The sequence below is a fragment of the Parviterribacter multiflagellatus genome (assembly GCF_056863265.1).
Genome location: NZ_JBXPIZ010000006.1, coordinates 194,140 through 216,689, shown reverse-complemented (window position 1 = coordinate 216,689; position 22,550 = coordinate 194,140). Strand labels below are relative to the sequence as shown.

The following is a 22,550-nucleotide window of genomic DNA, read 5'->3' as shown; positions in this document are numbered from 1 at the left end:
GGAGGCGATGCCCGAGCTCCCCGTCCTCGACCACGACGCGGTCCTCGCCGCGGTCACCCCCGCGGCCGCGATCGACGCGGTGCGCGACGCGTTCGTCAAGCACCGGCGCGGGGAGTGGGTGATGCCGGCGAAGGTCTACCTCCAAAGCCCGCCGAACGGGGACTTCCGGGCGATGCCCGCACGCGGGGACGGACTGGCGATCCTCAAGTGGATCAGCTCGTTCCCCACCAACCCGGGGCGCGGGCTGCCGACGGTGATCGGGCTGCTCGTGGTCTCGGACGCGACGACGAGCGAGCCGGTGGCGCTGCTCGACGCGGGCGCCGTGACGGCGCTGCGCACGGGCGCCGCGGCGGCGGTGGCGGCGAGCGCGCTGGCCGCGGGCAGGAGCACCGGCCTCATCGGCTGCGGGCTCAACGGCTCCTACGCGGCCCGCTGTCTGGCGGCGGCCGGCTTCGGCCCGGGCGTCTGCTTCGACCCGCGACCGGACGCGGCGGCGCGGCTCGCCGACGAGCTCGGCTGGCAGGTCGGCACGCGCGAGGAGGCGCTCGCGCAGGACGTCGTCACGTGCGTGACGCCGGGCGCCGAGCCGGTCGTCCACGCGGCCGACCTCCACCCCGGCCTGCACCTCAACATGCTCGGTGCGGACGGGAGCGGGAAGGCCGAGGCGACGGTCGACGCGGTCGTCGCCGCGCAGCTCTTCTGCGACGAGTGGGCGCAGGCGTCGCACGGCGGCGAGCTGACCGGCGCCGTCGAGGCCGGCCGCATCACCCAGGCGGACGTGACCGACCTCGCCGCGGTCCTCACCGGCGACCGCCCGGGCCGCCGCGACGCCGAGGCGGTCACGCTGTTCGACTCGACCGGCCTGGCGATCCAGGACCTGGCGATCGCCCGGGCGGCTCTCGACGCGCACCGCGAGGGGCGCGTCGAGGCCCAGACGATCCGGCTCTAGCTCACCCGGTCGTTCGCCACGGCGGGCACCAGCCCGTCGGCCGTGGCGTTCGCCGGCCGGCGCAGGGCCAGCCCGGCGAGGACGCCGAGGACCATCGCCGCCGCGGCGACCAGCGTCGCCGACCGCAGGCCGTCGCTCGTCGCCTGGCGCGCGGCCTCACCGGCCGCGCCGTCGAGACCCGCGTTCGCGATCACGATGAGCAGCGCGAGGCCCACCGCGCCGCCGACCTGCTGGGCGGTCGACGCCATGCCGGAGGCCACGCCCTGCTCCTCCCGCCGCACGCCCTCGGCCGCGGCGATCCACATCGCCGTCCACACGACGCCCTGGCCGACGCCCATGACCGCGAGGCCCGGGACGAGCGCCGCGTAGGACGCGTCGGCGGTCATCGTGACCGACAGCAGGAGCGTCCCGGCCGCCGCGACGACGAAGCCGCCGGTGACCACCGACCACAGCGGCGCTCGCCGCACGAGGCGCTCGCCGAGCTGCGTGCCCGTCGCGATCGCCAGCGACGGGAGGAGGAAGGCCAGCCCGCTCTCGAGCGGCTCCATCCCGCGCACGGCCTGGAAGTGCAGGGTGAGGAAGTACGGCAGCGCCCCCAGGGTCCCCATGAAGACGAACGTGATCGCCATCGCCGAGCGCGGGCTGCGGTTGGCCAGCAGCCGCAGCGGCATGAGCGCGTCGCGGCTGCGTGCCTCGATGGCGAGGAAGAGCCCGACCAGCGCGAGGCCGGCGGCGCCCGCGCCCAGCACGGTGCCGGAGGTCCAGCCCGTGTCGGGGCCCTGCACGAGCGCGACGACGACGAGGCTGATGCCGGCGGTCGCGGTCAGCGCGCCGGGCAGGTCGAACGCGCGGACGCGGACGCGGGCCTCGTCGCGCGGCAGGAAAGCCAGCGCGCCGGCGATCACGACGGCGGCGAGCGGCACGTTGACGAAGAAGACGGCCTCCCAGCCCCACGCGTCGGTCAGCGCGCCGCCGAGCAGCGAGCCGAGCGTCAGGCCGCTCGCCCCCGCGCCGCCCCAGATCGCCAGCGCGCGGTTGCGCTCGGGCCCCTCCGCGAACGTCGTGGTCAGCAGGGACAGCGTGGCCGGGAAGAGCAGCGCGCCCCCGATCCCCTGCACCGCCCGCGCCGCGACGAGCAGGCCGGGCGACGACGCCAGGCCGCCGGCCAGCGACGCGATGCCGTACAGGCCGAGCGCGAGGAGGAACATGCGCCGCCGCCCGAGCAGGTCCGCGGCACGACCGCCGAGGAGCAGGAAGCCGCCGAACGCGACGGCGTACGCGCTCACGACCCATTGCAGCGTCTGCTCGCCGAAGCCGAGCTGCGTCCCGATCTCGGGCAGCGCGACGAAGACGATGTTGTAGTCGAGGGCGATGATCAGCTGGGCGAACGCCAGGAGCGCGAGGGCGATGCCGAGGTGGCCGCGGCGGCCGGGAGGGTGGGTCACGACGATCTCCGTTCGATTGTTCGGGATAATCGTACATAGGTCTCGGCGCAAGTACGAACATCGCGTACAATGAGCCCGTGCCCAGGACGCCGCGCCACCCCGACCGGAGCGAGATCGAGCTGGTGGACGTGCTCGCCGCGCTCGGCCATCCGGTGCGGCTGGAGGTCGTCCGCGAGCTGGCGGACGGCGAGGAGCGCCTGTGCGCCGCGGTGCTGCCGGAGATCGCGCGCTCGACGCTGACGACCCACTGGCGGGTCCTGCGCGAGGCCGGCGTCATCCGGCAGCGGCCGGAGGGGCGCAAGCTCCTGCTCACGCTGCGCCGCGACGATCTCGAGGCGCGCTTCCCCGGCCTGCTGGACCTCGTTCTCGCCGGGGAGCCGCAGCCCGCCGCCGTCTCCGGCTGAGCGGGCCGCGCTCCCGGCGCGCGGCTACTTCAGCCGCAGCGTGGCGACGATGCCCGCGTGGTCCGACGGCCACAGGCCGCCGGTCCGCTCGGACGACGACGCGCCGACGATCGACGACTTGATCACGCGCGCGTCCGGGCGCACGACGATGTGGTCGATCCACGAGTCGAGCTTCTCGCTCGTCGAGCGCAGGTCCTCGGCGAAGCAGCACGTCTCGCGGCGCTTCAGCGGGTTCTCGAAGCCCGCCTTCAGCGCGGTCGCGTAGGCGTTCGGGGTCCGCTCCGCGCCGCGGTCGTCGGTGGCGGCGCTCTTCGGGTCCGAGTTGAAGTCGCCGACGAGGATCGACGTCGTCTTCTTCGACTTCAGCCCCGTGTTGAGCAGCTGCGTCATCTGCTTGTTCGCGATCTCGGGCGAGTACGCCTCGAGGTGCGTCGTGACGAACCGGAAGCTCTTGCCGCCGACCTTCGCGTCGACGCCCACGTAGCCCCGCGGCGACTTGGCGACGCCGACCTGGGTGGGGACGTCGAACGTGTCGGCGAAGCCATCGGTGAACGTCCGGCCGGTCTTGACCTTCACGCTCTTGCCGGTCTTCGCGAGGATCGCGTCGTACTGGGTGAGCCGCACGTCGAACCCGAGCGCGGTCGGCGCCTCGTAGTCGAACCACGGGCGCTTGGCGACGACCTTGTACGACTGCCCGATCCGCTTCAGCTCGGCCTGCAGCAGCGCGAGCGAGTCGTAGACGGTCTGGCTCGCGACCGTCGCGTTGCCGTCCTTCACGCCGTCCGGCGAGCGCCGCCAGGTCGCGGCCTCCTGGATGCCGATGAGGTCCGGCTTGGTCTTGCGGATCTCGGCGGCGAGCGGCTTGACGCGCGTGGCGAACGCGTTCGTCTGGACCGTCTGGAAGCGCTGGGCGGCGGCCTGCTCGAAGCTCGGGACATCGGGCTGCGTCGCGAGCGGGATCAGGTCCGCGCCGAGGTAGAGGTTGCGCGTCATCACGGTGACGTCGCGGGCCGTCTTCGACGGCTTGGACTGCGCCTGGGCCGCGGCCGGGACGACGGGCGCGAGGGCGCAGGCGGCGAGCAGCGCCGCGCCCAGCTTGCGGTGGGACATGTGCGCGAGCGTAGTGGCTCGCGCAACATGCCGTTGACACCGTGTCTACGCGTCGCTCACGCGGCAGGCGGCCCGTTGACGCCCTTGATCGACGTCTGCCCGCGCGCGACCTCCCAGGTGAAGCCCTTCGGCGCGAGCGTCTTGCGGGAGCGGCGCTTGACCGTCTCGAGCCGCACGAAGCTCGACGTCATCCCGTCCGGCTTGGCCTCGACCAGCCCGTAGCCGTGGTGGTCGAAGTCGGCCTGGTCGACCCACGGGTTGATGCCGCGGAGCGTGTCGATCAGGACCTGCGGCGTGTTCGGGTTCTGGTCGTTGCCCTTGATGACCTGGCCGTTGCCCGCGGGCAGGTCGCTCTCCCCGAAGCCGATCGACGTCATCGAGCCGCCCACGAACTCCAGCGCGACGTTCTCGCCCGCCGCGGTGCGCACGTCGCCGGCGATGAACGTGTGGATGTCGCCGGTGACGAACACGACGTCCTCGACGCCCGCCTTGATGTGCTGCAGGAGCTCCTCGCGCTCCTGCGGGTAGCCCTGCCAGCTGTCGAACTGGACGTAGGAGTCGCCGAGGACCTTGGTCGGCATCACCATCACCTCGTTGGCGATGACCTTCCAGCTCGCCCGCGACTTCGACAGGCCGTTCTTGAGCCAGCCCATCTGGGCGCGGCCGAGGAACGGGCGGGCCTGCGGCAGCTCCGAGCACGCAGGCGCGACGGCGTCGTCGCAGGGCTGGTCGGCGCGGTACGTGCGCTGGTCGGTGATGAACAGCTCGACCGTCTTGCCGAACTTCAGCGAGCGGTAGAGGCGCTGGCCGCTGGCCGCCGCGAAGCGCGGGTTGGCCTCGTAGAACGCCTTGCGCGCGGCCGCCTTGCGCCTGGCGCTGTACTGCTTGGCCGGGGCCAGCCCGCCGTCCCGCTCGGCGCCCGCGTAGTTGTCCTGGACCTCGTGGTCGTCCGGGACGTAGACCATCGGGAAGCGGCGGTGCAGCGCGCGGAGCGCCGGGTCGGAGCGGTACAGCGACCACTTCGCGCGGTAGTCGGCGAGCGTGACCGCCTCCAGCTCGTGGGAGTCGTCGCGCGACTGGCGGCCGATGCGGTCGTCGCGGACGCCGGTCCCGCCCCGCTTGGAGTGGTACGTCTCCGCGTAGACGTAGTCGCCGAGGCAGACGATGAAGTCGAGGTCCTCCTCGGCCATCACCTCGTGCGCGTTGTAGAAGCCGTGCGTCCAGTCCTGGCAGGAGAAGTAGGCGAACTTCACCGGCTCGTTGGAGTCGGCGGGCGCGGCGGTGCGGAAGCGGCCGACCTGCGAGTCCTGCGTCGCGGTGGCGAAGCGGTAGAAGTACTCCGTGTGGGCCTTGAGGCCCTGCACCTGCGCCTTGACGGCGTGGTTGACGCCGGCGGTCGTCGGGATCTCCTTGCGCGAGACGACGCGGCGGAAGTCGTCGTCGCGGGCGACCTCGAGCAGCACCCGCCCGGCGCCTTCGACGTCGTCGACGCGCGTCCACAGGTTGACGCCGGTGGTGGTGGGGTCGGCGGAGATGATCCCGTCGCTGAACCGCCCGCCCCGCAGCATGCGGCGCGTCTGCGCGTTGGCGGGGAGGAGGAGCGCCTGCGGGGCGACGACGGCGGCCGCGGCGCCGAGCGCGGCACGGCCGAGGAGCTGACGGCGGGTGGTCTGCATCGCGCGGGCAACCTACGCCCGCGCGCACCCGCTGTCACTCCCCGTTGACGAACCGGTCACACGGGGAGGAGCGGGATGTCGCCCCACACCGCCCAGACCACGACCGCCGCGACCCCGGCCGCGGTGGCCAGGCCGACGAGGATGCGCTGCGTGCGCGAGGTCTCAGCGGCCTTGGCCTTCGCCTTCTCGGCCTCCAGCAGCGAGCGCTCCAGCAGCCGCTCGGCCCACACGAACTCGAGCGACAGGATCGCGAGGCCGATCGGGATGATCACGAACGCCGGGCCGGGCGTGACGAGCATCGCCAGGCCCGCGAGCAGCACCGTGAAGCCGACGACCACGAAGACCAGCCGCATCGGCTTGGAGCGCTCGAGATGGCGCTCGCGCTGGGCGCGGAGCTTCCGGACGAACTTCGGGGCATGGGCGTCGTCGGCGGACATGGGACGCGGCAGGCTAACGGCCCGCCGGCCCGGGCGGAGGCGCCTGGGCCTTCGCCCGGACGGACGCGGTCGTGACGCCGCCCTCGACGTCGGTGACCACGGCGGTGACCCGCGGCAGCTCCGCGCCGCGCCGCATCCTGACGGAGCCGCTCGGCAGCGCGAGCGCGAGGTTCCGGGCGCCCGCCGCGCTCGGCACGGCGAGGTCGAAGACCCGTCCGCGCCGCTGAATCGTCGTCCTGGTCGCGCCGCTGCCGGTCACGCGGATGCGCCGGACCTGGCCGGTGACGACGGTCAGCGACCGCGGGAGCGTGACGCGCACGCGGCGCACCCGGCGCTCCCCGGCGTCGATCCGCACGCGCACCGCCGGGCGGAGCCGCTTGGAGCGCACGAGGGTGGCGGTGACGAGCGGCTCGCAGCCCACGAGCGTCGCCGGGACGGTCACGGTCCTGCTCGCGCCGCTGTGCGCGGTGAACGTCGCCGCGAACCGCGGCGCCGGCCCGGCGCAGACGTCGCGTGACAGCGTCAGGAGACCCTCGGGGCCGCCGGCGAACCGCAGCTCGAACCGGTCGAGCGGCACGTCGGGGATCCCGCTGAACGTCGTCACCTGGCCCGCGGGGCTCAGCGTGTTGGCGCCGCGCAGCGTCAGCGCGAGCGGCCCGCGGAGCTCGAGCGCCAGCCCCGGCAGCGGGTCGCTCCCGGCGACGAACGACACCGGCCCGCGCAGCGGCTCGGTCAGCAGCGGCGTGACCGCGGTCGCCTCGCCGATCCGCGCGGACGCCGGGCACTGACCGGCGGCGAACGTGGCCTCCAGGCATGCGCGGCCGACCGCCGCCAGCGGCACCGCCAGCACCTTGGGAAGCGTGACCGCCACGCTCTTGACGCCCGCCTCGCCGGCGCCCTGCGCCACGACGGTGGTGACCGGCGGCTTGCCGCGCGCCTTGGTCTGGCCGGGCGCGCCGACCTCCGCGGTGAACACCGGGGCGAAGGGCACCGCCTCGCAGGCCGTCGGGGTGAACGACGCCCGCGCCGACGCCGCCTCGCCCGCGTAGGAGCGTGCGTCGAACCCCGTCTCGGCCGGGGCGCACGACGTCGGGTTGCGCATGAACGCCTTGCCGCCGCTCACCTTCCCGCGCAGCACGACGTCGAGCGCGGTGATCGTGACGTCGAGGCCGGAGACCTGGCGCGGGAGGTTCGTCAGCGTCGAGTCGAGCCCGCCGTCGGGCCGCGACGACACCACCGACTCCAGTCGGATCGGGCCGCCGATCGGCGGGACGATCCGGATGCCGAGCCGCGCCGGCTCGCTCCCGCGCGGGGCGAGGTTGTAGATCGTCCCGTTCGCGGTCTGGCCGATCGGCCCGAGCTGCACGGCCGTCGTGCTGGCGCCGACGATCGTCGCCTCCGGGCATCCGGTCCCCTCGAACTGGGCGATCGTGCACTTCGGCGTCGCCTGCGGGTCGCCGACGAGGCCGGGCGGCAGGTGGAGGACGAGGTCCTTGATCTGCCCGTCGCGGGGCGCGACGTGGACGCGGAAGTCGCTGTTGGCCCCGGCGGCGGCGGAGACCGGCGCGGCGGAGGGCTCGGCGAGGGTGAAGGCGTGCGCGGCAGGCGCGGCCCCGGTGAGGAGGCAGGCGGCGACGGCGCAGGCGGCGGGGACAGTTCGACGCACAGCGGCGCGACCGTACCCGAACGGTCGCGCCGCATGCGGCACTTGGCACCTAGAGCGGGGAGTTCCGCCCCCTGGGCGGACACTCCCGGCTGGAATCGCCCCTGGGCGATTACAGCGGGATGTTGCCGTGCTTGCGCTTGGGGCCCGGCTCGCGCTTGGTCTGCAGCGCGGCGAACGCGTCGATGACCTTCGGGCGCGTCTGCGACGGGATGATCACGTCGTCGACGTAGCCGCGCTCGGCCGCCGTGTAGGGGTTGGCGAACCGCGCCTTGTAGTCCTCGATCAGCTTGGCGCGCCGCTCGTCCGGCGTCGGCGACGACGCGAGGTCCTTGCGGTAGATGATGTTGACCGCGCCCTCGGGGCCCATGACCGCGATCTCCGCGGTCGGCCACGCGAAGTTCATGTCCGCGAGGAGGTGCTTGGAGCCCATGACGTCGTACGCGCCGCCGTACGCCTTGCGGGTGATGACCGTGACCTTCGGGACGGTCGCCTCCGTGTAGGCGTAGAGGAGCTTGGCGCCGTGGCGGATGATGCCGCCCCACTCCTGCTTGGTGCCCGGCAGGAAGCCCGGCACGTCCACGAGCGTGAAGATGGGGATGTTGAACGCGTCGCAGGTGCGGATGAACCGCGCGGCCTTCTCGGACGCGTCGATGTCGAGCACGCCGGCCATCTGGCGCGGCTGGTTGCCGACGACGCCGACCGCGTAGCCGTCCAGGCGAGAGAAGCCGCAGACGATGTTCGGCGCGAAGAGCTCCTGGACCTCGAGGAACTCGCCGTCGTCGACGATGTGGCGGATCACGTCGCGCATGTCGTACGGCTTCTGCGGGTCGGCCGGGACGAGCCCGTCGAGCTCCTCGTCCATCCGCTGCGGGTCGTCGGTCGGGAGCACCCGCGGGACCTGCTCGAGGTTGTTCTGCGGCAGGAAGCTGAAGAGGTACCGCGCGTCCTCGAGGCACGCGTCCTCGTCGTCGGCGGCGAAGTGGGCGACGCCCGACTTCTGGTTGTGCGAGATCGCGCCGCCGAGCTCCTCGAACCCGACCTCCTCACCGGTGACCGTCTTGATGACGTCAGGCCCGGTGATGAACATGTGCGACGTCTCCTTCACCATCATGATGAAGTCGGTGATCGCGGGGGAGTAGACCGCGCCGCCGGCGCACGGGCCCATGATCAGCGAGATCTGCGGGATCACGCCCGAGCACTTGACGTTGCGCACGAAGACGTCGCCGTAGGCGCCGAGCGAGACGACGCCCTCCTGGATGCGCGCGCCGCCCGAGTCGTTGATGCCGATGACCGGGCACCCGACCTTGGCGGCGAAGTCCATGACCTTGACGATCTTCTCGCCCATGACCTCGCCGAGCGAGCCGCCGAAGACCGTGAAGTCCTGCGAGAACACCGCGACGCGGCGCCCGTCGATGAGGCCGTGGCCGGTGACGACCGCGTCGCCCCAGGGACGGTTCTTGTCCATCCCGAAGTCGGAGGTGCGATGGCGCACGAAGGTGTCGAGCTCCTGGAACGTCCCAGGATCGAGGAGCTTCTCGATGCGCTCGCGGGCCGTGTACTTGCCCTTGTCGTGCTGCTTCTTCTCCGCCTCGGGCGCCGAGTGGACGGCCGCCTCGCGCAGCTCCTGGAGCTGTGCGACCTTCTCCTCGAACGTCTCAGGGTTCTTCTGGCGTGGGGTCTTCGGGCTCATGGAGCGGTGGAACCTACCGGGAGGCGGGCTCCGGCGGCTCCGGACCCACCTGGACGGTCGTACGGATCCGGCGGTTGGACAGGGATCGCTGCTCTAGGCTCCCGCGGGCGGCGCACGGACGCGCCTGCCTGAGACCTCTTTCCCTGGCACCACGGAGGTGCTTGCCTTGATCCTGCCCCCGCGGCTGCGACGAGCGTCCCTGCTCGGCGCGGCGACCCTCGCGCTGACGCTCGGCGCGTCGGCTCCGGCGACCGCCGGCACGCTCGCGACGTCGTACGACCTCGACGCCGACCTGACGGCCTCCTACGCCGTCCCGCTCGACTGGGACCTGCCCGCGCCCGACCTCGCGCTCGCGCCTGTCGGCGGCGCCCCGTCCTTCGTGCAGGAGCCGAGCATCGCGGCGCCGCGCAAGGGCGTGGCGGACCTCGCTGCCGGCCAGGGCCTGACCGTCCCCGGCCACGGGCTCGAGTCGCCCGAGCGGTACGCGATCGCCGTGAGCTTCCGGCTCGACGACGCCGATCCGAACGACGTCGCGTCCGGTGACAACGTGCCGGTGCTCTCGTTCGACGCGGGCGTGTCGGGCTCCGGGGTCGTCGTCCGCGACGGCGTGCTGGGCTGGTGGAACGCGCCGGGCGCGACGTTCACCCAGGTCGGCCCGGTCGCCGACGGCGCGTGGCAGTCGGTCGTCGTCAGCCGCTCGCTCGCCGGCAGCGTGCGGATCGACCGCCAGGGCGACTCGGCGACCGTCGCGGGCGCCGCGCCCTCGACGTTCGGCGCGCACGTCCGGCTCCTCGGCCCCGGCGCGGGCGCGGCGCGGGTCGCGCGCGTGCGCACGTGGGACGGTGCGCTGAGCACCGAGGAGCTCGACGCCGCGACCGCGGCCGTGGCCGACACCGCCGCGCCTGCCCGCGTCGAGATCGACGACACGTACACCGTCGACTACGGCGGCGAGCGGTGGATGGCCGCGCCCGAGGTGGCCGGCGAGGCCGACGACGACGGCACCGGGCCGCTCGTCGTCGACTGGAGCGTCCGCGCCGGCACGTGCGCGGGCACGGTGCTCGCGAGCGGGACCGACGTGGCGGGCGGCGTGTTCCCGGGCTACGACGCGCTCACCGCGACGACCTGGTTCGAGGAGTACCCCGAGGTCGGCGGCCTGCACGACGGCGGCGCCTACGCCATCTGCGCCACGGCGACCGACCGCCGCGGCAACGCGACGACCGGCTCCCTGCCGATCCGCATCGACGCCACCGCGCCGGTGCCCGGGGTCGACGCACCCGGCACGTCCGGCACCCCAGTCCTCACGGGCACCGGCGGCACCGCTGCGCGCGACGAGGCGGTCGTGTGGGTGACGCTCTGGCGCGGCACGACGGCGCCCGACCCGTTCGACGAGACCGCGCTCGACCGCTTCGCCGGGCTCGGCATCGGCGACGTCGTGGGCGGCCGCTGGAGCGCGGTGCTCTACGACTTCGATCTCGACCAGACGCTGCCGCCGCTCGCCGACGGCGACTACGTGGCCGAGGTCGCCCAATGCGACGCGGTCGGCAACTGCGGCACCACGACGCAGGGCTTCCGCGTCGCCCGGGGCGTGGGGACGGTGCTGTACCCGCCGGTCCACGGCGAGCTCCAGCGCCCGGCGGGTCAGACCGGCCTGCCGCCCGTGCGCCCGAACGTCCTGCCGACCGTGCCGGCGGCGCCCGCGTTCCTCGCGTCCGCCGTGTCGGTGCTGGAGCGCGGCGGGCTGAAGAGCCTGCTCAAGCCGTGGTCGGTCAGCGCCGGCACCAGCACGCCGGGGCAGGTGCAGGTCGTGGTCTTCGCCGGCTCGGCGCCGAAGAAGGTCACCGCGTACGCGAGCGCCGCGCGGAAGAAGAAGGCCAAGGCCGCGAAGCTCCCGGCCAACGCGATCGCCAGCGGCACGGCGACCGTCAAGCGCGCGGGCGCGGCGACGGTGAAGGTCACGCCGACCAAGCGGGCCAAGCGCCTCGTGCGCGGCAAGCGCTCGGTGCGCGTGACCGTGCGGACGACCTTCACCCCGGCCGGCGGCGGCACGCCGGTCGCGGAGGATCGCCGCCTGACGCTGAAGCGGTAGCGCCGCTTCACCGCGGCGGCGAGGTGCCGACAAGCGTGGGGACGTGCCCCGCCGCCTGTCGCTCCTCGCCGCCGTGCTCCTCGCTGCGCTCGCCGCGGCGCCGGCCACGGCCGGCGCCGCCGCCACGCCCGTCTCCGCCTGGGAGCGCGGCGTCTCCGACGCGCGGCTCGGCTACGACCCCAACCCGCTCGTGCCGCCCGCCGCGCTGCAGGTCGTGCGCGGGCTCGGCGGCACGGTCGCGCGGCTCCCGGTCCACTGGCGCGGCTACATCCACGGCCGCACGCGCCCGGCCGGCGACCTGCGCGATCCCGCGCACCCCGCGTACCGGCTCGACGCGATCGACGCCAACGTCAAGCGCGCCGTCGCGCAGGGCCTCGACCCGCTCCTCTACGTCCTCGCCGCGCCCGCGTGGGCCGAGTTGCCGGGCCGCTGGCGGTTCGCCGCCGGCGGGACGTGGGCGCCCGACCCGCGCGCGCTGGCGGACTTCGGCGCCGCGCTCGCCCGCCGCTACGACGGGACGTACCCCGATCCCAAGGTCCCCGGCGCGACGCTGCCGCGCGTGCGCCGCTTCCAGCCCTGGAACGAGCCGAACCTGCCGAACTACCTGCAGCCGCAGTGGGTCGCGCGCGGCAGGAGGTGGGAGCCCTTCGCGGCCCTCTGGTACCGGCGCATGCAGACCGCGTTCACCGACGCCGTCCACACCGCGCAGCCCGGCGCGCAGGTCGGCACCGCCGGCGTCGCGCCCGTCGGCGAGTCCCGCGACGGCACCGGCCGTACCGCGCCGACGCGCTTCTGGCACGCGTTCCTCTGCCTCGAGCCGCCGCCGTCGACGCGCGGCATCCCGTGCACTGACCCGCCGCGGTTCGACGCGATCGCGCTCCACCCGCTGTCGGTCGGCGACCCGGACCGCCGCGCGCGCTCGCGGCTCGACTTCGCGATCGCCGACGTCGGGAAGGTCCAGCGCGCCGTCGCGGCCGCGCGGCGCCAGGGCGGCGTCGCGTCCGGCAGCAGCGAGCGGCTGTGGATCACCGAGCTGAACTGGGAGAGCGGCGCCGCGCCGCGCGTGCCCGCGGCCGACCAGGCGCGGTACGTCTCGCGCGGGCTGCACCGGCTGTGGCGCGCGGGCGCCGAGCTCGTCCTCTGGCACTTCGTGACCGACCCGGCCGTGCGGCTCGACGGCCGTGAGCGGCCCGCCGGGCTCACGCACCGGCTGCCGTCCGGCGTGCCCGGCCCCGCCAAGCCGTTCGCGCGCGCGTTCGCGTTCCCGCTCACCGCCGACCGCATCGGCCCGCGAGAGGTGCTGCTGTGGAGCGACCTGCCCGCCGAGGCGGCGGGCGCGTCCGTCGTCGTCGAGCGCCGGCACGCCGGATCGTGGACGCCGCTGGCCACCCTGCGCGGCGCCCGGCCCGGCCCGGCCGAGCACCGCATCCGCCTCGCGCGCGGCGCCGCGCTGCGCCTGCGGGTGGGCGCCCGCACCAGCCCGGCGGCCACGGTGGGCGCGGGATGAGGCGCGTGCTGCCCGGCGTCGCCGTGGCGCTCGCGCTGGTCGCCGCCGTGCCCGCGGGCGAGGCCGCCGACCACGTCGGGACCGGTCCCGGACTCGTGTCGCAGCTCCCGCCGCTGGTCCCGAACGGGCCGCCCCGCTCGATCACCGGCATGATCCCCGACGGGGTCGAGCGCGGCGGCGCGGCGACGAACGTCATCCGCGGCACCGACGGCGACGACGTCCTGTATGGGACGAGCGACGCGGACGTGATCTACGCGGGCGCCGGCGACGACCTCGTGATCGGGGGCGGCGGCCGCGACCGGCTCCACGGCGAGGCCGGCGACGACCGGCTCGTCGGCGGCCGCCACGCGGACGTCCTCAACGGCGGAGCGGGCGCCGACCGGCTCTACGGAGCCGGCGGACCGGACCGCATGAACGGCGCCGCGGGCCGCGACCGGCTCGAAGGCGGAAGCGGGCGCGACCTGGCGGTCTGCGACCGGACGAGAGACGTCCAGAGGGATACAGAACACCGCACCGACTGCCGATCACGGTGATCGTCCGACATCCGGTCTGATGGACCAGACCGGGTTCCCCACCCGCATGGAGCGCCCATGAACCTCCGCAAGACCGGCCTCGCCGTCACGGCCGCCCTGGCCGCGACCGCCGTCGCCGCCCCCGCCGCCTCGGCCTACACGGCGATCGGCATCTACGACGGCGTGCCCACCGCCGCCAACTCGGGCAACAGCATCAACGTCTACAACACGGACGTCGCCGCGACGGTCCAGGTCCTCCGCGGTGGCGTCGTGGTCGGCACGGCCCGGCCGGACTTCGAGTGGTGGAGCGAGTTCGACGTCGCTGCCGGCGACGTCGTCCAGGTGCTCAACGCCAACACCAAGGCGGTCATCGCCGAGACGACGTACAACGGTCGTCCCGCGCTCGTCACCTGCGGCGGCAGCACGACGTTCACCGGCACGCGCAACGGCACCGCCGAGATCGCGGACGTCTCGGCCTACCCGGAGGTCGTGACCGACCGCTACTCGGACTCCGAGTACGTGTACGGCGACCTGACCGCCCAGGGCGACGGCACGTTCGCCGGCACCTGGTCGCGCGCCCTCCCGGCCGACTACCTCGTCTCGACGACCGAGGTCCGCAAGACCGGCGAGTTCAACGACCCGAACACGGTGATGGTCACCACGTTCGTCGAGCGGCGTGCCTCGCAGCTGTGCCCGCCCGCGCCCGCCGTGCCCGCCGCGCCGGTCGCCGCGCCGGTCACCCCGACCGTCCCGGCGACGATCGTCACCCCGAAGGAGATCGCCAAGCGGCTCCTCCAGACGACGATCCAGAACCTCGTCAAGGGCGGCGTCGCCGGCGTCACCAAGCCGCAGACCGTCCCGGTGACCGTCACTAGCCCCGGCACGCTGCAGATCCAGCAGTTCAGCGGCGCGGCGCCGAAGAAGGTCGTCGCCTACGCGGCCGCGGCCAAGAAGAAGAAGGCCGCCAAGACGGCGAAGGCGCCGAAGAACCTGATCGCCTCCGGCGAGAGGACGTTCGCCAAGGCCGGCAACGGCACCGTCAAGGTCAAGCCGACCAAGCGCGCCAAGGCCATCACCAAGGGCAAGAAGCGCCTGACCGTCACGGTCCGCGTCGTCTTCACGCCCAAGGGCGGCAAGCCGGTCGCCACCGACCAGAAGATCACGCTCAAGCGCGCCACCAAGTAGGCACGCCCCGGCGTCCCTGAGCGGGGCGCACGCCGGGGGAAACCCCGATGTGGGCCGGGCGGACCGGACCTAGGTTCCGGTCCATGCCCGGAGCCCGCCGTCTCGCCCTCGCCCTCCTGAGCGTCGCCGCGGGGGTGGCCGCCGTCCCGGCGGCCGCTTCCGCGGCGGCCGAGGTCTACGCCGTCTGGGATCTCGCGGGGTCGCTCGCCGCGTCCGCCGCGTACGACCCGGAGTCGCTCCCGCCGCTCGTCAGCGACGGCACCTTCGCCGCCGCGCAGGTCGGCGCCGCGACGCGGCCGGTCGCGCGGTTCGGCCCGGGCCAGCAGCTCGCGGTCGCGCTCGACCGGTTCGACGCGTCGCGGTCGAGCTACGCGATCAGCGTCCTGCTGCGGTTGGAGGACGTCGGCGACGCCGCCGGGCGTGTCCGGCTCGTGGCGCTGACCAGCGCCGGGAGCGGCGGGCCGGGTCTCTACCTCGACGGCGGCCACGTGGTGGTCGACGACGGCGTGACCGTCCACGCGCCGACCGCCACCACGCCCGCGACCGTCACCGAGGGCGCGTGGGCGCACCTCGTGCTCGAGCGCGACTTCGCCGGCCTGGTGCGCTGGTACGTCGACGGCGCGCCGCAGGGCACGGTCGACGACGTCAACGCCCGCCGGCTGCAGCTCGAGGGCAGCACGCAGGCCGACGGCTACCGGTATCGCTACCGCCTGCTCGGGACGCCCGACGTGACCGCGTCGGTGGCGCGGCTGCGCGCGTTCCGCGACGCGGCGGGCCCGGCGGCGGTCGCGGCGCTGAGCCCGCGCGACGACGCGGTGACCGGCGCGGCGCGGGTGTCGCTGCCGTTCCCGGTCGAAGGGGTCGTGCCGGTCGGGCCGCAGACCGAGGTGAGTGGGACCGTGACCGACGACGGCACCGGGCCGCTCGCGATCGACACGTGGCTGGAGCGCGACGGGAGCCCCGTCACCGCCCCGGTCGCGTCGGCGGGCAACGCCTGGTCGCTCGGGTTCGAGGCGATCCAGACCGGCTTCCACGCCGGGCCGTGGCCGGCCCTGGTCGACGGTGCGGCCTACGACCTCGCCGTCCGCTCCCGAGACGCGCTCGGCCACGAGCGCACCGACCGGATCGCGCTCGTCGCCGACACGACCGGCCCGACCGGCCTCGCGTTCACCGCGCCCGCCGCGTCGACCCCCGACCGCACGCCGTTCGTCGCAGGCACGGTCCACCGCGGGGTGGGCGACGGGGACCAGGTGTTCCTCCGCGTGTGCCCGGCCTCGACGCCATGCGACCCGGACGAGGACGACGACGTCGCGCGCGCCGAGCTCTCGGTCGACGCCCAGGGCGCGTGGGGCGGCGAGGTCCAGCGCCTCGTCTGGGACGAGGAGGCGGGCGAGGAGGTCGCGCTGCCGTTCGAGGACGGCGAGTACACGCTGGTCGCCGAGCACTGCGACCGCGTCAACCAGTGCCAGACCGCGCGGCGCGCGCTGCGGATCGGGCCGGACCCGGTGACGGATCCGGGTGAGGAGGAGCCGCGCGGCGGTGAGGAGCCGGTCGACCCCGGCGCTCCGGGCCCGCCCGCGCCCCCGGCCGCCCCTCCGGCGGGCCCGGCGACGGCCCCCGCGGTCCCGCGCGGCACCGCGCCCGTTCTCCCGCAGCCGACCGCCGGCTCGCTCCTCGGCCCCGCCGTGCGCGGCCTGAGGCTCGGCCCGCTGGCGGCCGGGCGCACGGTCGAGCTCGCGCTGTCCGCACCCGCCGGCACGGTCGTCGCGGTCTACGACCGGCGCGGCAAGATCCTGCTCGCGCAGGGCCGGGCCCGCGGCGGCAACGTGGCGCTGAAGGCGACGAAGGCCGGCCGCACGCGGCTGCGCGGCAAGCGGCGGCTCGCCGTGCGCGTGCGCGTCACGCTCGGGGGCGTGCGCGCCGAGCGGCAGGTGACGGCGAAGCGTTAGCGGCTCAGCCGCGCGAGAAGGGGCGGTGGCGCGCCGAGCCGAGGCTGGCGAGCATGTCGTCGAGCACCTCGTCGGCGCCGCGCTGGTCGACGACCTCCGGTTCGACCTCGGGGACGGCCTCCGCGACCGGCGCGGGCGCGGGCTCGGCGGCCGGCTCCGGCTGCGGCTCCGCGGCAGCGTCGGGCGCCCCGTCCTCCACGGCCTCCTCGCGCCGCCTGAGCAGGCGGGCGAAGAGGCCGCGGACGCCGCTGCGAGGCAGCGCGTCGGAGGGGTCCGCGACGTCCGAGCCGGCGTTCCCGCCGGGCTCCGTCGCGGGGGTGGGGTGGACGGGCGGAGGCGCCAGCTCGGGCGCGTCCGCCGTAGCGGTCGTCCTGTCCTCGGGAAGCTCGGGGGCGTCGATCTCCTCGGCGATGACCGTGACCTTCGTCCCCCAGCCGGCAGGCTCGAGACCGACCGTGCCGCGTGCGCGGGTGCCCTCCCAGGCGACGGTGGTCTCAGGCTCGAGCCGGGTGATGCGGATCTCACCGAACGCGCCGAGATGGCGCGCCAGCGCGTCGGGGTCGGAGATCTCCGCCCAGAGCTCCGGGGGCGACTTCACAAGCGTGCGTGCGGCTTCGGGCATCGCGGACGGTCTTCGGGGCCCATCGACGACACTCCTTCCCGTGCATGACGACGCCCTCGATCGCCTCGCAGCCAAGACCCGCGGAGGCGGGATCGTCGCCGGCCGGCTCGGTGCCGCCGGCACGGAGGTCACCACCCACGGAGACGCCGACGCCGCCTGGGCGTACGAGCTCGGGTCGCTGACGAAGGTCTACAACACGCGCCTGCTCCAGGCGCTCGAAGCCGAGCGCGTCGTCTCCCGGAGCGACCGGCTCGCCGACTGCCTGCCCGCGCCGTGGCAGGTTCCCGGCGGGATCACGCTGGAGCAGCTGGCGACCCACCGCGCCGGGCTGCCGCGCCTGTCGATCCCGATCCTGCGCGCGAGCACCGACAAGGCCGACCCGTACGCGAGCATCGACCTCGCGACGATGCAGCGGGCCGTCGCGCGCGTGCGCTCGCGGCCGTGGCGGCGGCGCCGCTACTCGAACCTCGGCGCCGCGCTGCTCGGCCAGGCCCTCGCGGCGCGGGCCGGCGCGCCGTGGGAGGACCTCATCGCGTCGCGCATCTGCGCGCCGCTCGGGATGGAGGACACGGGCCTGGACCCGGCGCCGCGGCTGGCCACCCCGCACGCGCGCGGGCGCGAGGTGCCGCCGTGGACGATGCCGCAGTTCCTCGGCGCCGGCGCGCTGCGCTCGACGGTCGCCGACCAGCTGCGGTTCCTCGCCGCGGAGCTGGACGCGGAGGAGCCCGCGCTGGGCTGGCAGCGCCGCGGCCCGCTGCTCTGGCACAACGGCGGGACGGGTGGCTCGGCCTCGTTCGCGGCGATCAACCCGCGTACGCGCGAGGGCGTCGTCCTGCTCGCCAACGCGGCCATCGCGGGCCCGCTCACGTCGTCCGGCGTGAAGCTGCTGGGGATGGGCCAGCCGGAGCCGCGCCGGAGGCGGTCGGCCGCCTGACACCGGCGGTCGTTGCACCGTCAAGCAGTGCGCTGAACGTCCGACGAACGGGGACGTGCGCCGTCCCCCGCTCGATCTTCGCGTCCCCGCCGCCGCGCTCGGCTTCGCCGCCGCGGCGGTGGCCGTCCCCGCTCCCGCCCTCGCCGCGCCGCCCGCGCCGGTCGCCGCGTTCGACCTGAACGCGACGTACACCGCCTCGCGCGGCGCCGCCACCATGGGCGACTCCGGAGGCGGGAACGGGTGGGGCACCGACGCCGGCCGCCGGTTCCGCAGCGTCCGCCAGTACAGCGGCGTGCAGCTCAACGCGGCCGCGCCGGCCTCGTACACCCTCGTCGCGCTCGTGCGCATGACGACGGTGAGCGGCAAGCGGCGCCTGATCGACTTCTCCTCCGGCCGCAGCGACGACGGCATCTACGTCCGCGACGGCCGGCTCGTGGTCGTCCGCGGCGGCGCCGACGTCGCCGCGTCGTCGGGCGCGGTGGTCCCCGCCGGGACGTGGCGCCAGGTCGTGGTCACCCGCGACGCGGCCGGAACGCTGACCGCGTACGTCGAGGGCGCCCCGGTGCTGACCTACGCCGACACGACCGGCCTGGCCACCGGCAGCACGATCCGGCTCTTCCGCGACGACTGGTACGACGGCAGCGCCGGCGGCGTCAAGCGTGTGCGCCTGTACGGCGCGCCGCTGGCCGCCGAGGACGTCGTCGCGCTGCAGGACGACAAGCTCGACGCCACCGCGCCTGCCGTCAGCGTCGATGACGCCGGCGGGCTGGTCGGCGCGCGGCCCCGCGTGAGCGGCGTCGTCGCCGATGCGGGTAGCGCGCCCGAGCGCATCACCGCGAAGGTCGAGGTGCTGGACGCCGACGGGAGCGTGCTCGGCTCCGCGTCAGCGCACGCCGACGCCGACGGCCGCTGGACCGTCGCGTACCCCGACAGCGCGCCCGCCCTGCGCCACGGCGCCGGGACGACGCTGCGCGTCACCGCGACCGACGCCGCCGGCAACGCGGCGACCACCACGTCCGCCGCCACCGTCGACGCCGAGGGGCCCGTCGTCGCGCTGACGGCGCCCGGCACGTTCGCGGGCGCACGGCCCGGCGTCGCGGGGCGGACCGCTGACGCGAGCTCCGGCGCCCGCGTGACGGTCGCGGTCGACGTGCTCGACGGCGCGGGCGGCATCGTCGCGACCGGCCCGGCGCAGGTCGCCGGCGACGGCACGTTCACCTTCACCTACCCCGCCGACGCGCCGACGCTGGCCGAGGGCGGCACCTACACCTTCCGCGCGACCGCGACCGACCACCTCGGGAACCGCGCGAGCACGTCGGCGGACGCGCTCTCCGACGGCGTCGCGCCGCAGGGGCTCGTGCTCGAGTCACCGTCGAGCGACGCGACGATCCCCCAGCCGTTCGTCGGCGGCGCCGCCGCCACCGGGCCGCGCGACGAAGGCGCCGTGAGCGTCACCGTCCTGCACGGCGGCGCGCCGGTCGCGACGTTCGGGGTGCCGGTCGAGCGCGGCCGCTTCAGCGCGCGCGTCCCCGTCGCGCTGGGCGAAGGCCACTACACGGCGGTCGTCCGACAGTGCGACACCGCGGGCAACTGCGCCGAGTCGACCCGCGCGTTCGCGGTCACCTCGCTCCCCGCCATCGACGGGTGGGAGGTCCGGTCCCCGATCACCGCCGCCGGGAGCGTCTCCGCCCAGAGCGCCGCGCGCCGGCTGCTCGCCGCGGCGAAGGCCGAGCTGACCACCCTCGGTGCGCGGCGCCTCGCCAAGCGCACGACGCTGAAGCTCACGAGCCCGATCGCGGGCACGGTCTCCCTCCGGCTCTACACCGGCACCGCGAAGGCGTCGGGCGCGCGCAAGAAGAGCGCGAAGCTCCTGGCGGGCGGCAGGCGCAGCTTCGCGCAGCCGGGCACCGCACGGCTGACGGTGGCCGCGACGAAGACGGGCAGGAGCCGGCTGCGCCGCGGCGCGAAGCTGCCGGTGACCCTGCGCGTCGTCGTGACGCCCAAGGGCGGGAAGGCCGTCACGCTCGACGGCCCCCTCACCCTCAAGGGACGCTAGAAGCTCGCCGGCTGCTGGTAGGCGCCGAAGACGTCCTTCATCGCGCCGCAGACCTCGCCGAGCGAGCAGCGGTCGCGGAGCGCCTCGCGGAGCACCGGCAGCAGGTTGTCGGTGCCCTCCGCCGCGCGGCGGATCTCGTTCAGGCGCTGCTCGACCTTCTCCTGGTCGCGGTCGGCCTTGAACTGCTTCAGGCGCTCGACCTGGCCGTGCTCGGTGGCCGGGTCGACCTTCAGCGTGTCCGGGACGTCCGGATCGTCCTCGACGTACCGGTTGACGCCGACCACGACGTCCTGCTCGAGCCGGTAGCGCTCCTGGTAGCCCCAGGCCGACTCGTCGATCTCCTTCATGATGAACTCGATCGCCTCGACCGAGCCGCCGAGCTCGTCGACCTTGGCGATGACCTCCGTCGCGCGCGCCTCGATCTCGTCCGTCAGGCCCTCGACGAAGTACGAGCCGGCGAACGGGTCGACCGTGTCGGTCACGCCCGACTCGTGCGCGAGGATCTGCTGGGTGCGCAGCGCGATCCGGGCCGCGTTCTCCGTCGGGAGCGCGAGCGCCTCGTCGAAGCCGTTCGTGTGGAGCGACTGCGTGCCGCCGGCCGTGGCCGCGAAGCCCTGCAGCGCGACGCGGACGATGTTGTTCACCGGCTGCTGCGCGGTGAGCGTCACGCCGCCGGTCTGCGTGTGGAAGCGCAGCATCATCGACTTCGGGTTCTCCGCCCCGAAGCGCTCCTTCATGATCTTCGCCCACATCCGCCGGGCGGCGCGGAACTTCGCGACCTCCTGGAAGACGTTGTTGTGGCCGTTGAAGAAGAACGCCAGGCGGGGCGCGAAGTCGTCGACCTTCAGGCCCGCGTCGATCGCCGCCTGCACGTAGGCGATGCCGTTCGAGAGCGTGAACGCGACCTCCTGGACGGCGCTGCAGCCCTTCTCACGGAAGTGGTAGCCCGAGATGGAGATCGTGTTCCACTTCGGGACGTTCTCCTTGCAGTACGCGAAGAGGTCCGTCGTGAGCCGCATCGCGCCTTCGGGCGGGTAGATGAAGTTCCCGCGCGCGATGTACTCCTTGAGGATGTCGTTCTGCGTCGTCCCGCGGAGCTTCTCGGACGGCACGCCCTGCTCCTCGCCGACCAGCTGGTAGAGCAGCAGCAGGACGGTCGCGGGCGCGTTGATCGTCATCGAGGTCGAGACCTCGTCGAGCGGGATGCCGTCGAAGGCCGCGCGCATGTCGTCGATCGTGTCGATCGCGACGCCGGTCCGGCCGACCTCGCCCAGGCAGCGCGGGTCGTCGGAGTCCAGGCCGAGCTGCGTCGGCAGGTCGAACGCCATGGAGAGGCCCGTCGACCCCTTCGACAGCAGGTACTTGTAGCGCTCGTTGGACTCACGCGCCGTGGCGTAGCCGGCGTACTGCCGCATCGTCCACGTCTGCTTGCGGTACATCTCGCGGTGCGGCCCGCGCGTGTACGGGTACTCGCCCGGCTCCCCGAGCCGCTCCCCCAGGTCGCCCGGGACGTCGTCGGCGGTGTACAGCTTCTTGATCTCGATGCCGGAGTCGGTGAACCGGCGCGGATCGTCCTTGCCGACGATCGGTGCGACGGTGAGTCCTTCCTCGGCAGCCTTGGGCTCGGTCGCCATGTGCGGAAGCCTACGCTCAGGCGCCCTGACGACGCGCCGCCGTCAGCGCCCGAGGAGGAGCACGCGCCGCAACCGCGCGCGCCACTTCGCCCGGCGCGCCTCACGCCGCCGGCGCCGGTCGCCGCGCGTCTCGCCCGTCTCGAGGAGAAGCAGCTCGTCGAGCTCCTCGCGGGTGAACTCGATCTCATCCATGCGCGTTCTTTGCGTGGACATGTTTGTCAGCCTACCCGAGCCCCGCCAGCCAGAACAGGGTCTGGGCAACGAGCAGCAGCGCGATGCCGCCGCTGCACCGGCCGGTGAGCGCGAGCGTCGGCGCGTTCCACTGCTCGGCCTGCTCATAGAGCCGTGCGACGGTGAGCAGCCAAGCGCCCTCGTCGTGTTCCGTGGTCGCCGGTGGGCACGCGACACGCGCGTACACCCGCGAGGCAGGGAGCGCGAACTGCACGTCCCACGGCCACAGGACGACGGCGGCGAGGGCGAGCGCTGCTGCCAAGACGGCCAGCGCGCCCCATGCAGCGACGGTGAGCCCGCTCTCGCGCAGGGCGGCGGAGCCGAGGAACGACGCCACGAGCGCGTGCGCGGCGACGAGCGTGCCGGTCCGGAGGCGCGTGCCAGCGATCCGGCGCTCCTGGTCGGCGAGCGCCTCGCGGGCGATCTCGTAGACGATCTCCTCGAGGGACTTCACGCG

Annotated in this window: 19 protein-coding genes; 9 read left to right on the top strand and 10 right to left on the bottom strand. The window is 74.5% G+C overall.

Features of this window, described 5'->3' with window-relative positions:
* Positions 1-7 precede the first annotated feature (7 nt).
* On the top strand, positions 8-949 hold the full coding sequence (locus tag AC1UE5_RS14590; protein ID WP_482924660.1) for an ornithine cyclodeaminase family protein: 942 nt from the start codon (positions 8-10) through the stop codon (positions 947-949).
* Here AC1UE5_RS14590 and AC1UE5_RS14585 read toward each other — a convergent pair.
* Positions 946-2,394: an MFS transporter gene (locus tag AC1UE5_RS14585; protein WP_482924657.1), complete on the bottom strand. Its 1,449-nt coding sequence runs from the start codon at positions 2,392-2,394 to the stop codon at positions 946-948. The genes AC1UE5_RS14590 and AC1UE5_RS14585 overlap by 4 nt on opposite strands.
* Positions 2,395-2,471: 77 nt before the next feature.
* On the opposite strand from AC1UE5_RS14585, the gene AC1UE5_RS14580 reads away from it, so the two are divergent.
* Complete coding sequence (locus tag AC1UE5_RS14580) at positions 2,472-2,798, top strand: ArsR/SmtB family transcription factor (protein WP_482924654.1); 327 nt, start codon at positions 2,472-2,474, stop codon at positions 2,796-2,798.
* Positions 2,799-2,822: 24 nt separating this feature from the next.
* On the opposite strand, the gene AC1UE5_RS14575 is transcribed toward AC1UE5_RS14580, so the two are convergent.
* The 5 genes from AC1UE5_RS14575 to AC1UE5_RS14555 form a co-directional block, all read right to left on the bottom strand.
* Positions 2,823-3,908, bottom strand: a complete 1,086-nt coding sequence (locus tag AC1UE5_RS14575) for an endonuclease/exonuclease/phosphatase family protein (RefSeq protein WP_482924651.1) — start codon at positions 3,906-3,908, stop codon at positions 2,823-2,825.
* Between the two features lie 56 nt (positions 3,909-3,964).
* Positions 3,965-5,584 (bottom strand): alkaline phosphatase D family protein, encoded by a 1,620-nt coding sequence (locus AC1UE5_RS14570; RefSeq protein WP_482924648.1) that lies wholly within the window; start codon positions 5,582-5,584, stop codon positions 3,965-3,967.
* A gap of 56 nt (positions 5,585-5,640) precedes the next feature.
* Positions 5,641-6,021, bottom strand: a complete 381-nt coding sequence (locus AC1UE5_RS14565) for a PGPGW domain-containing protein (protein WP_482924646.1) — start codon at positions 6,019-6,021, stop codon at positions 5,641-5,643.
* 13 nt (positions 6,022-6,034) lie between these two features.
* Positions 6,035-7,687: a hypothetical protein gene (locus AC1UE5_RS14560; protein ID WP_482924643.1), complete on the bottom strand. Its 1,653-nt coding sequence runs from the start codon at positions 7,685-7,687 to the stop codon at positions 6,035-6,037.
* A gap of 109 nt (positions 7,688-7,796) precedes the next feature.
* Positions 7,797-9,377 carry an acyl-CoA carboxylase subunit beta gene (locus tag AC1UE5_RS14555; RefSeq protein WP_482924641.1) on the bottom strand — a complete coding sequence of 527 codons (1,581 nt, stop codon included), beginning with the start codon at positions 9,375-9,377 and terminating at the stop codon, positions 7,797-7,799.
* 166 nt (positions 9,378-9,543) lie between these two features.
* Here AC1UE5_RS14555 and AC1UE5_RS14550 point away from each other — a divergent pair, with 166 nt between their 5' ends.
* The 5 genes from AC1UE5_RS14550 (at position 9,544) to AC1UE5_RS14530 (ending at position 16,616) form a co-directional block, all read left to right on the top strand.
* On the top strand, positions 9,544-11,463 hold the full coding sequence (locus AC1UE5_RS14550; RefSeq protein ID WP_482924638.1) for a hypothetical protein: 1,920 nt from the start codon (positions 9,544-9,546) through the stop codon (positions 11,461-11,463).
* Between the two features lie 43 nt (positions 11,464-11,506).
* Positions 11,507-12,970: a hypothetical protein gene (locus tag AC1UE5_RS14545; protein WP_482924635.1), complete on the top strand. Its 1,464-nt coding sequence runs from the start codon at positions 11,507-11,509 to the stop codon at positions 12,968-12,970.
* Complete coding sequence (locus AC1UE5_RS14540; RefSeq protein WP_482924632.1) at positions 12,967-13,503, top strand: calcium-binding protein; 537 nt, start codon at positions 12,967-12,969, stop codon at positions 13,501-13,503. Before AC1UE5_RS14545 ends, AC1UE5_RS14540 begins: the two co-directional genes overlap by 4 nt.
* A gap of 57 nt (positions 13,504-13,560) precedes the next feature.
* Positions 13,561-14,667: a hypothetical protein gene (locus AC1UE5_RS14535; protein ID WP_482924630.1), complete on the top strand. Its 1,107-nt coding sequence runs from the start codon at positions 13,561-13,563 to the stop codon at positions 14,665-14,667.
* Between the two features lie 83 nt (positions 14,668-14,750).
* A complete protein-coding gene (locus AC1UE5_RS14530) occupies positions 14,751-16,616 on the top strand; it encodes a LamG-like jellyroll fold domain-containing protein (protein WP_482924627.1) in 1,866 nt (621 codons plus the stop codon).
* Positions 16,617-16,620: 4 nt separating this feature from the next.
* Here the strand turns inward: AC1UE5_RS14530 and AC1UE5_RS14525 are convergent, their stop codons facing one another.
* Positions 16,621-17,214 carry a hypothetical protein gene (locus AC1UE5_RS14525; protein ID WP_482924625.1) on the bottom strand — a complete coding sequence of 198 codons (594 nt, stop codon included), beginning with the start codon at positions 17,212-17,214 and terminating at the stop codon, positions 16,621-16,623.
* Between the two features lie 64 nt (positions 17,215-17,278).
* Between AC1UE5_RS14525 and AC1UE5_RS14520 the strand changes: the two genes are divergently transcribed.
* Entirely contained in the window at positions 17,279-18,172 is an 894-nt protein-coding gene (locus AC1UE5_RS14520; RefSeq protein WP_482924623.1) for a serine hydrolase domain-containing protein, read from the top strand.
* Between the two features lie 55 nt (positions 18,173-18,227).
* Positions 18,228-20,228: a LamG domain-containing protein gene (locus AC1UE5_RS14515; RefSeq protein ID WP_482924621.1), complete on the top strand. Its 2,001-nt coding sequence runs from the start codon at positions 18,228-18,230 to the stop codon at positions 20,226-20,228.
* Here the strand turns inward: AC1UE5_RS14515 and AC1UE5_RS14510 are convergent.
* Genes AC1UE5_RS14510 through AC1UE5_RS14500 form a run of 3 tightly spaced genes read right to left on the bottom strand, consistent with a single transcriptional unit; the run spans position 20,225 to position 22,547 of the window.
* Positions 20,225-21,862 (bottom strand): acyl-CoA mutase large subunit family protein, encoded by a 1,638-nt coding sequence (locus tag AC1UE5_RS14510; protein WP_482924619.1) that lies wholly within the window; start codon positions 21,860-21,862, stop codon positions 20,225-20,227. The genes AC1UE5_RS14515 and AC1UE5_RS14510 overlap by 4 nt on opposite strands.
* Before the next feature lie 42 nt (positions 21,863-21,904).
* Complete coding sequence (locus AC1UE5_RS14505; protein ID WP_482924617.1) at positions 21,905-22,075, bottom strand: hypothetical protein; 171 nt, start codon at positions 22,073-22,075, stop codon at positions 21,905-21,907.
* Positions 22,076-22,085: 10 nt separating this feature from the next.
* Positions 22,086-22,547 (bottom strand): hypothetical protein, encoded by a 462-nt coding sequence (locus tag AC1UE5_RS14500; RefSeq protein WP_482924614.1) that lies wholly within the window; start codon positions 22,545-22,547, stop codon positions 22,086-22,088.
* Between the last annotated feature and the right edge of the window lie 3 nt (positions 22,548-22,550).

What these genes read in the sequence shown, in the direction of transcription:
- AC1UE5_RS14570 (WP_482924648.1), bottom strand. Translation starts at nt 5,584, where the DNA reads ATGCAGACCACCCGCCGTCAGCTCCTCGGCCGTGCCGCGCTCGGCGCC.
- AC1UE5_RS14535 (WP_482924630.1), top strand. Translation starts at nt 13,561, where the DNA reads ATGAACCTCCGCAAGACCGGCCTCGCCGTCACGGCCGCCCTGGCCGCG.
- AC1UE5_RS14510 (WP_482924619.1), bottom strand. Translation starts at nt 21,862, where the DNA reads ATGGCGACCGAGCCCAAGGCTGCCGAGGAAGGACTCACCGTCGCACCG.
- AC1UE5_RS14505 (WP_482924617.1), bottom strand. Translation starts at nt 22,075, where the DNA reads ATGTCCACGCAAAGAACGCGCATGGATGAGATCGAGTTCACCCGCGAG.
- AC1UE5_RS14530 (WP_482924627.1), top strand. Translation starts at nt 14,751, where the DNA reads ATGCCCGGAGCCCGCCGTCTCGCCCTCGCCCTCCTGAGCGTCGCCGCG.
- AC1UE5_RS14575 (WP_482924651.1), bottom strand. Translation starts at nt 3,908, where the DNA reads ATGTCCCACCGCAAGCTGGGCGCGGCGCTGCTCGCCGCCTGCGCCCTC.
- AC1UE5_RS14590 (WP_482924660.1), top strand. Translation starts at nt 8, where the DNA reads ATGCCCGAGCTCCCCGTCCTCGACCACGACGCGGTCCTCGCCGCGGTC.
- AC1UE5_RS14540 (WP_482924632.1), top strand. Translation starts at nt 12,967, where the DNA reads ATGAGGCGCGTGCTGCCCGGCGTCGCCGTGGCGCTCGCGCTGGTCGCC.
- AC1UE5_RS14555 (WP_482924641.1), bottom strand. Translation starts at nt 9,377, where the DNA reads ATGAGCCCGAAGACCCCACGCCAGAAGAACCCTGAGACGTTCGAGGAG.
- AC1UE5_RS14565 (WP_482924646.1), bottom strand. Translation starts at nt 6,021, where the DNA reads ATGTCCGCCGACGACGCCCATGCCCCGAAGTTCGTCCGGAAGCTCCGC.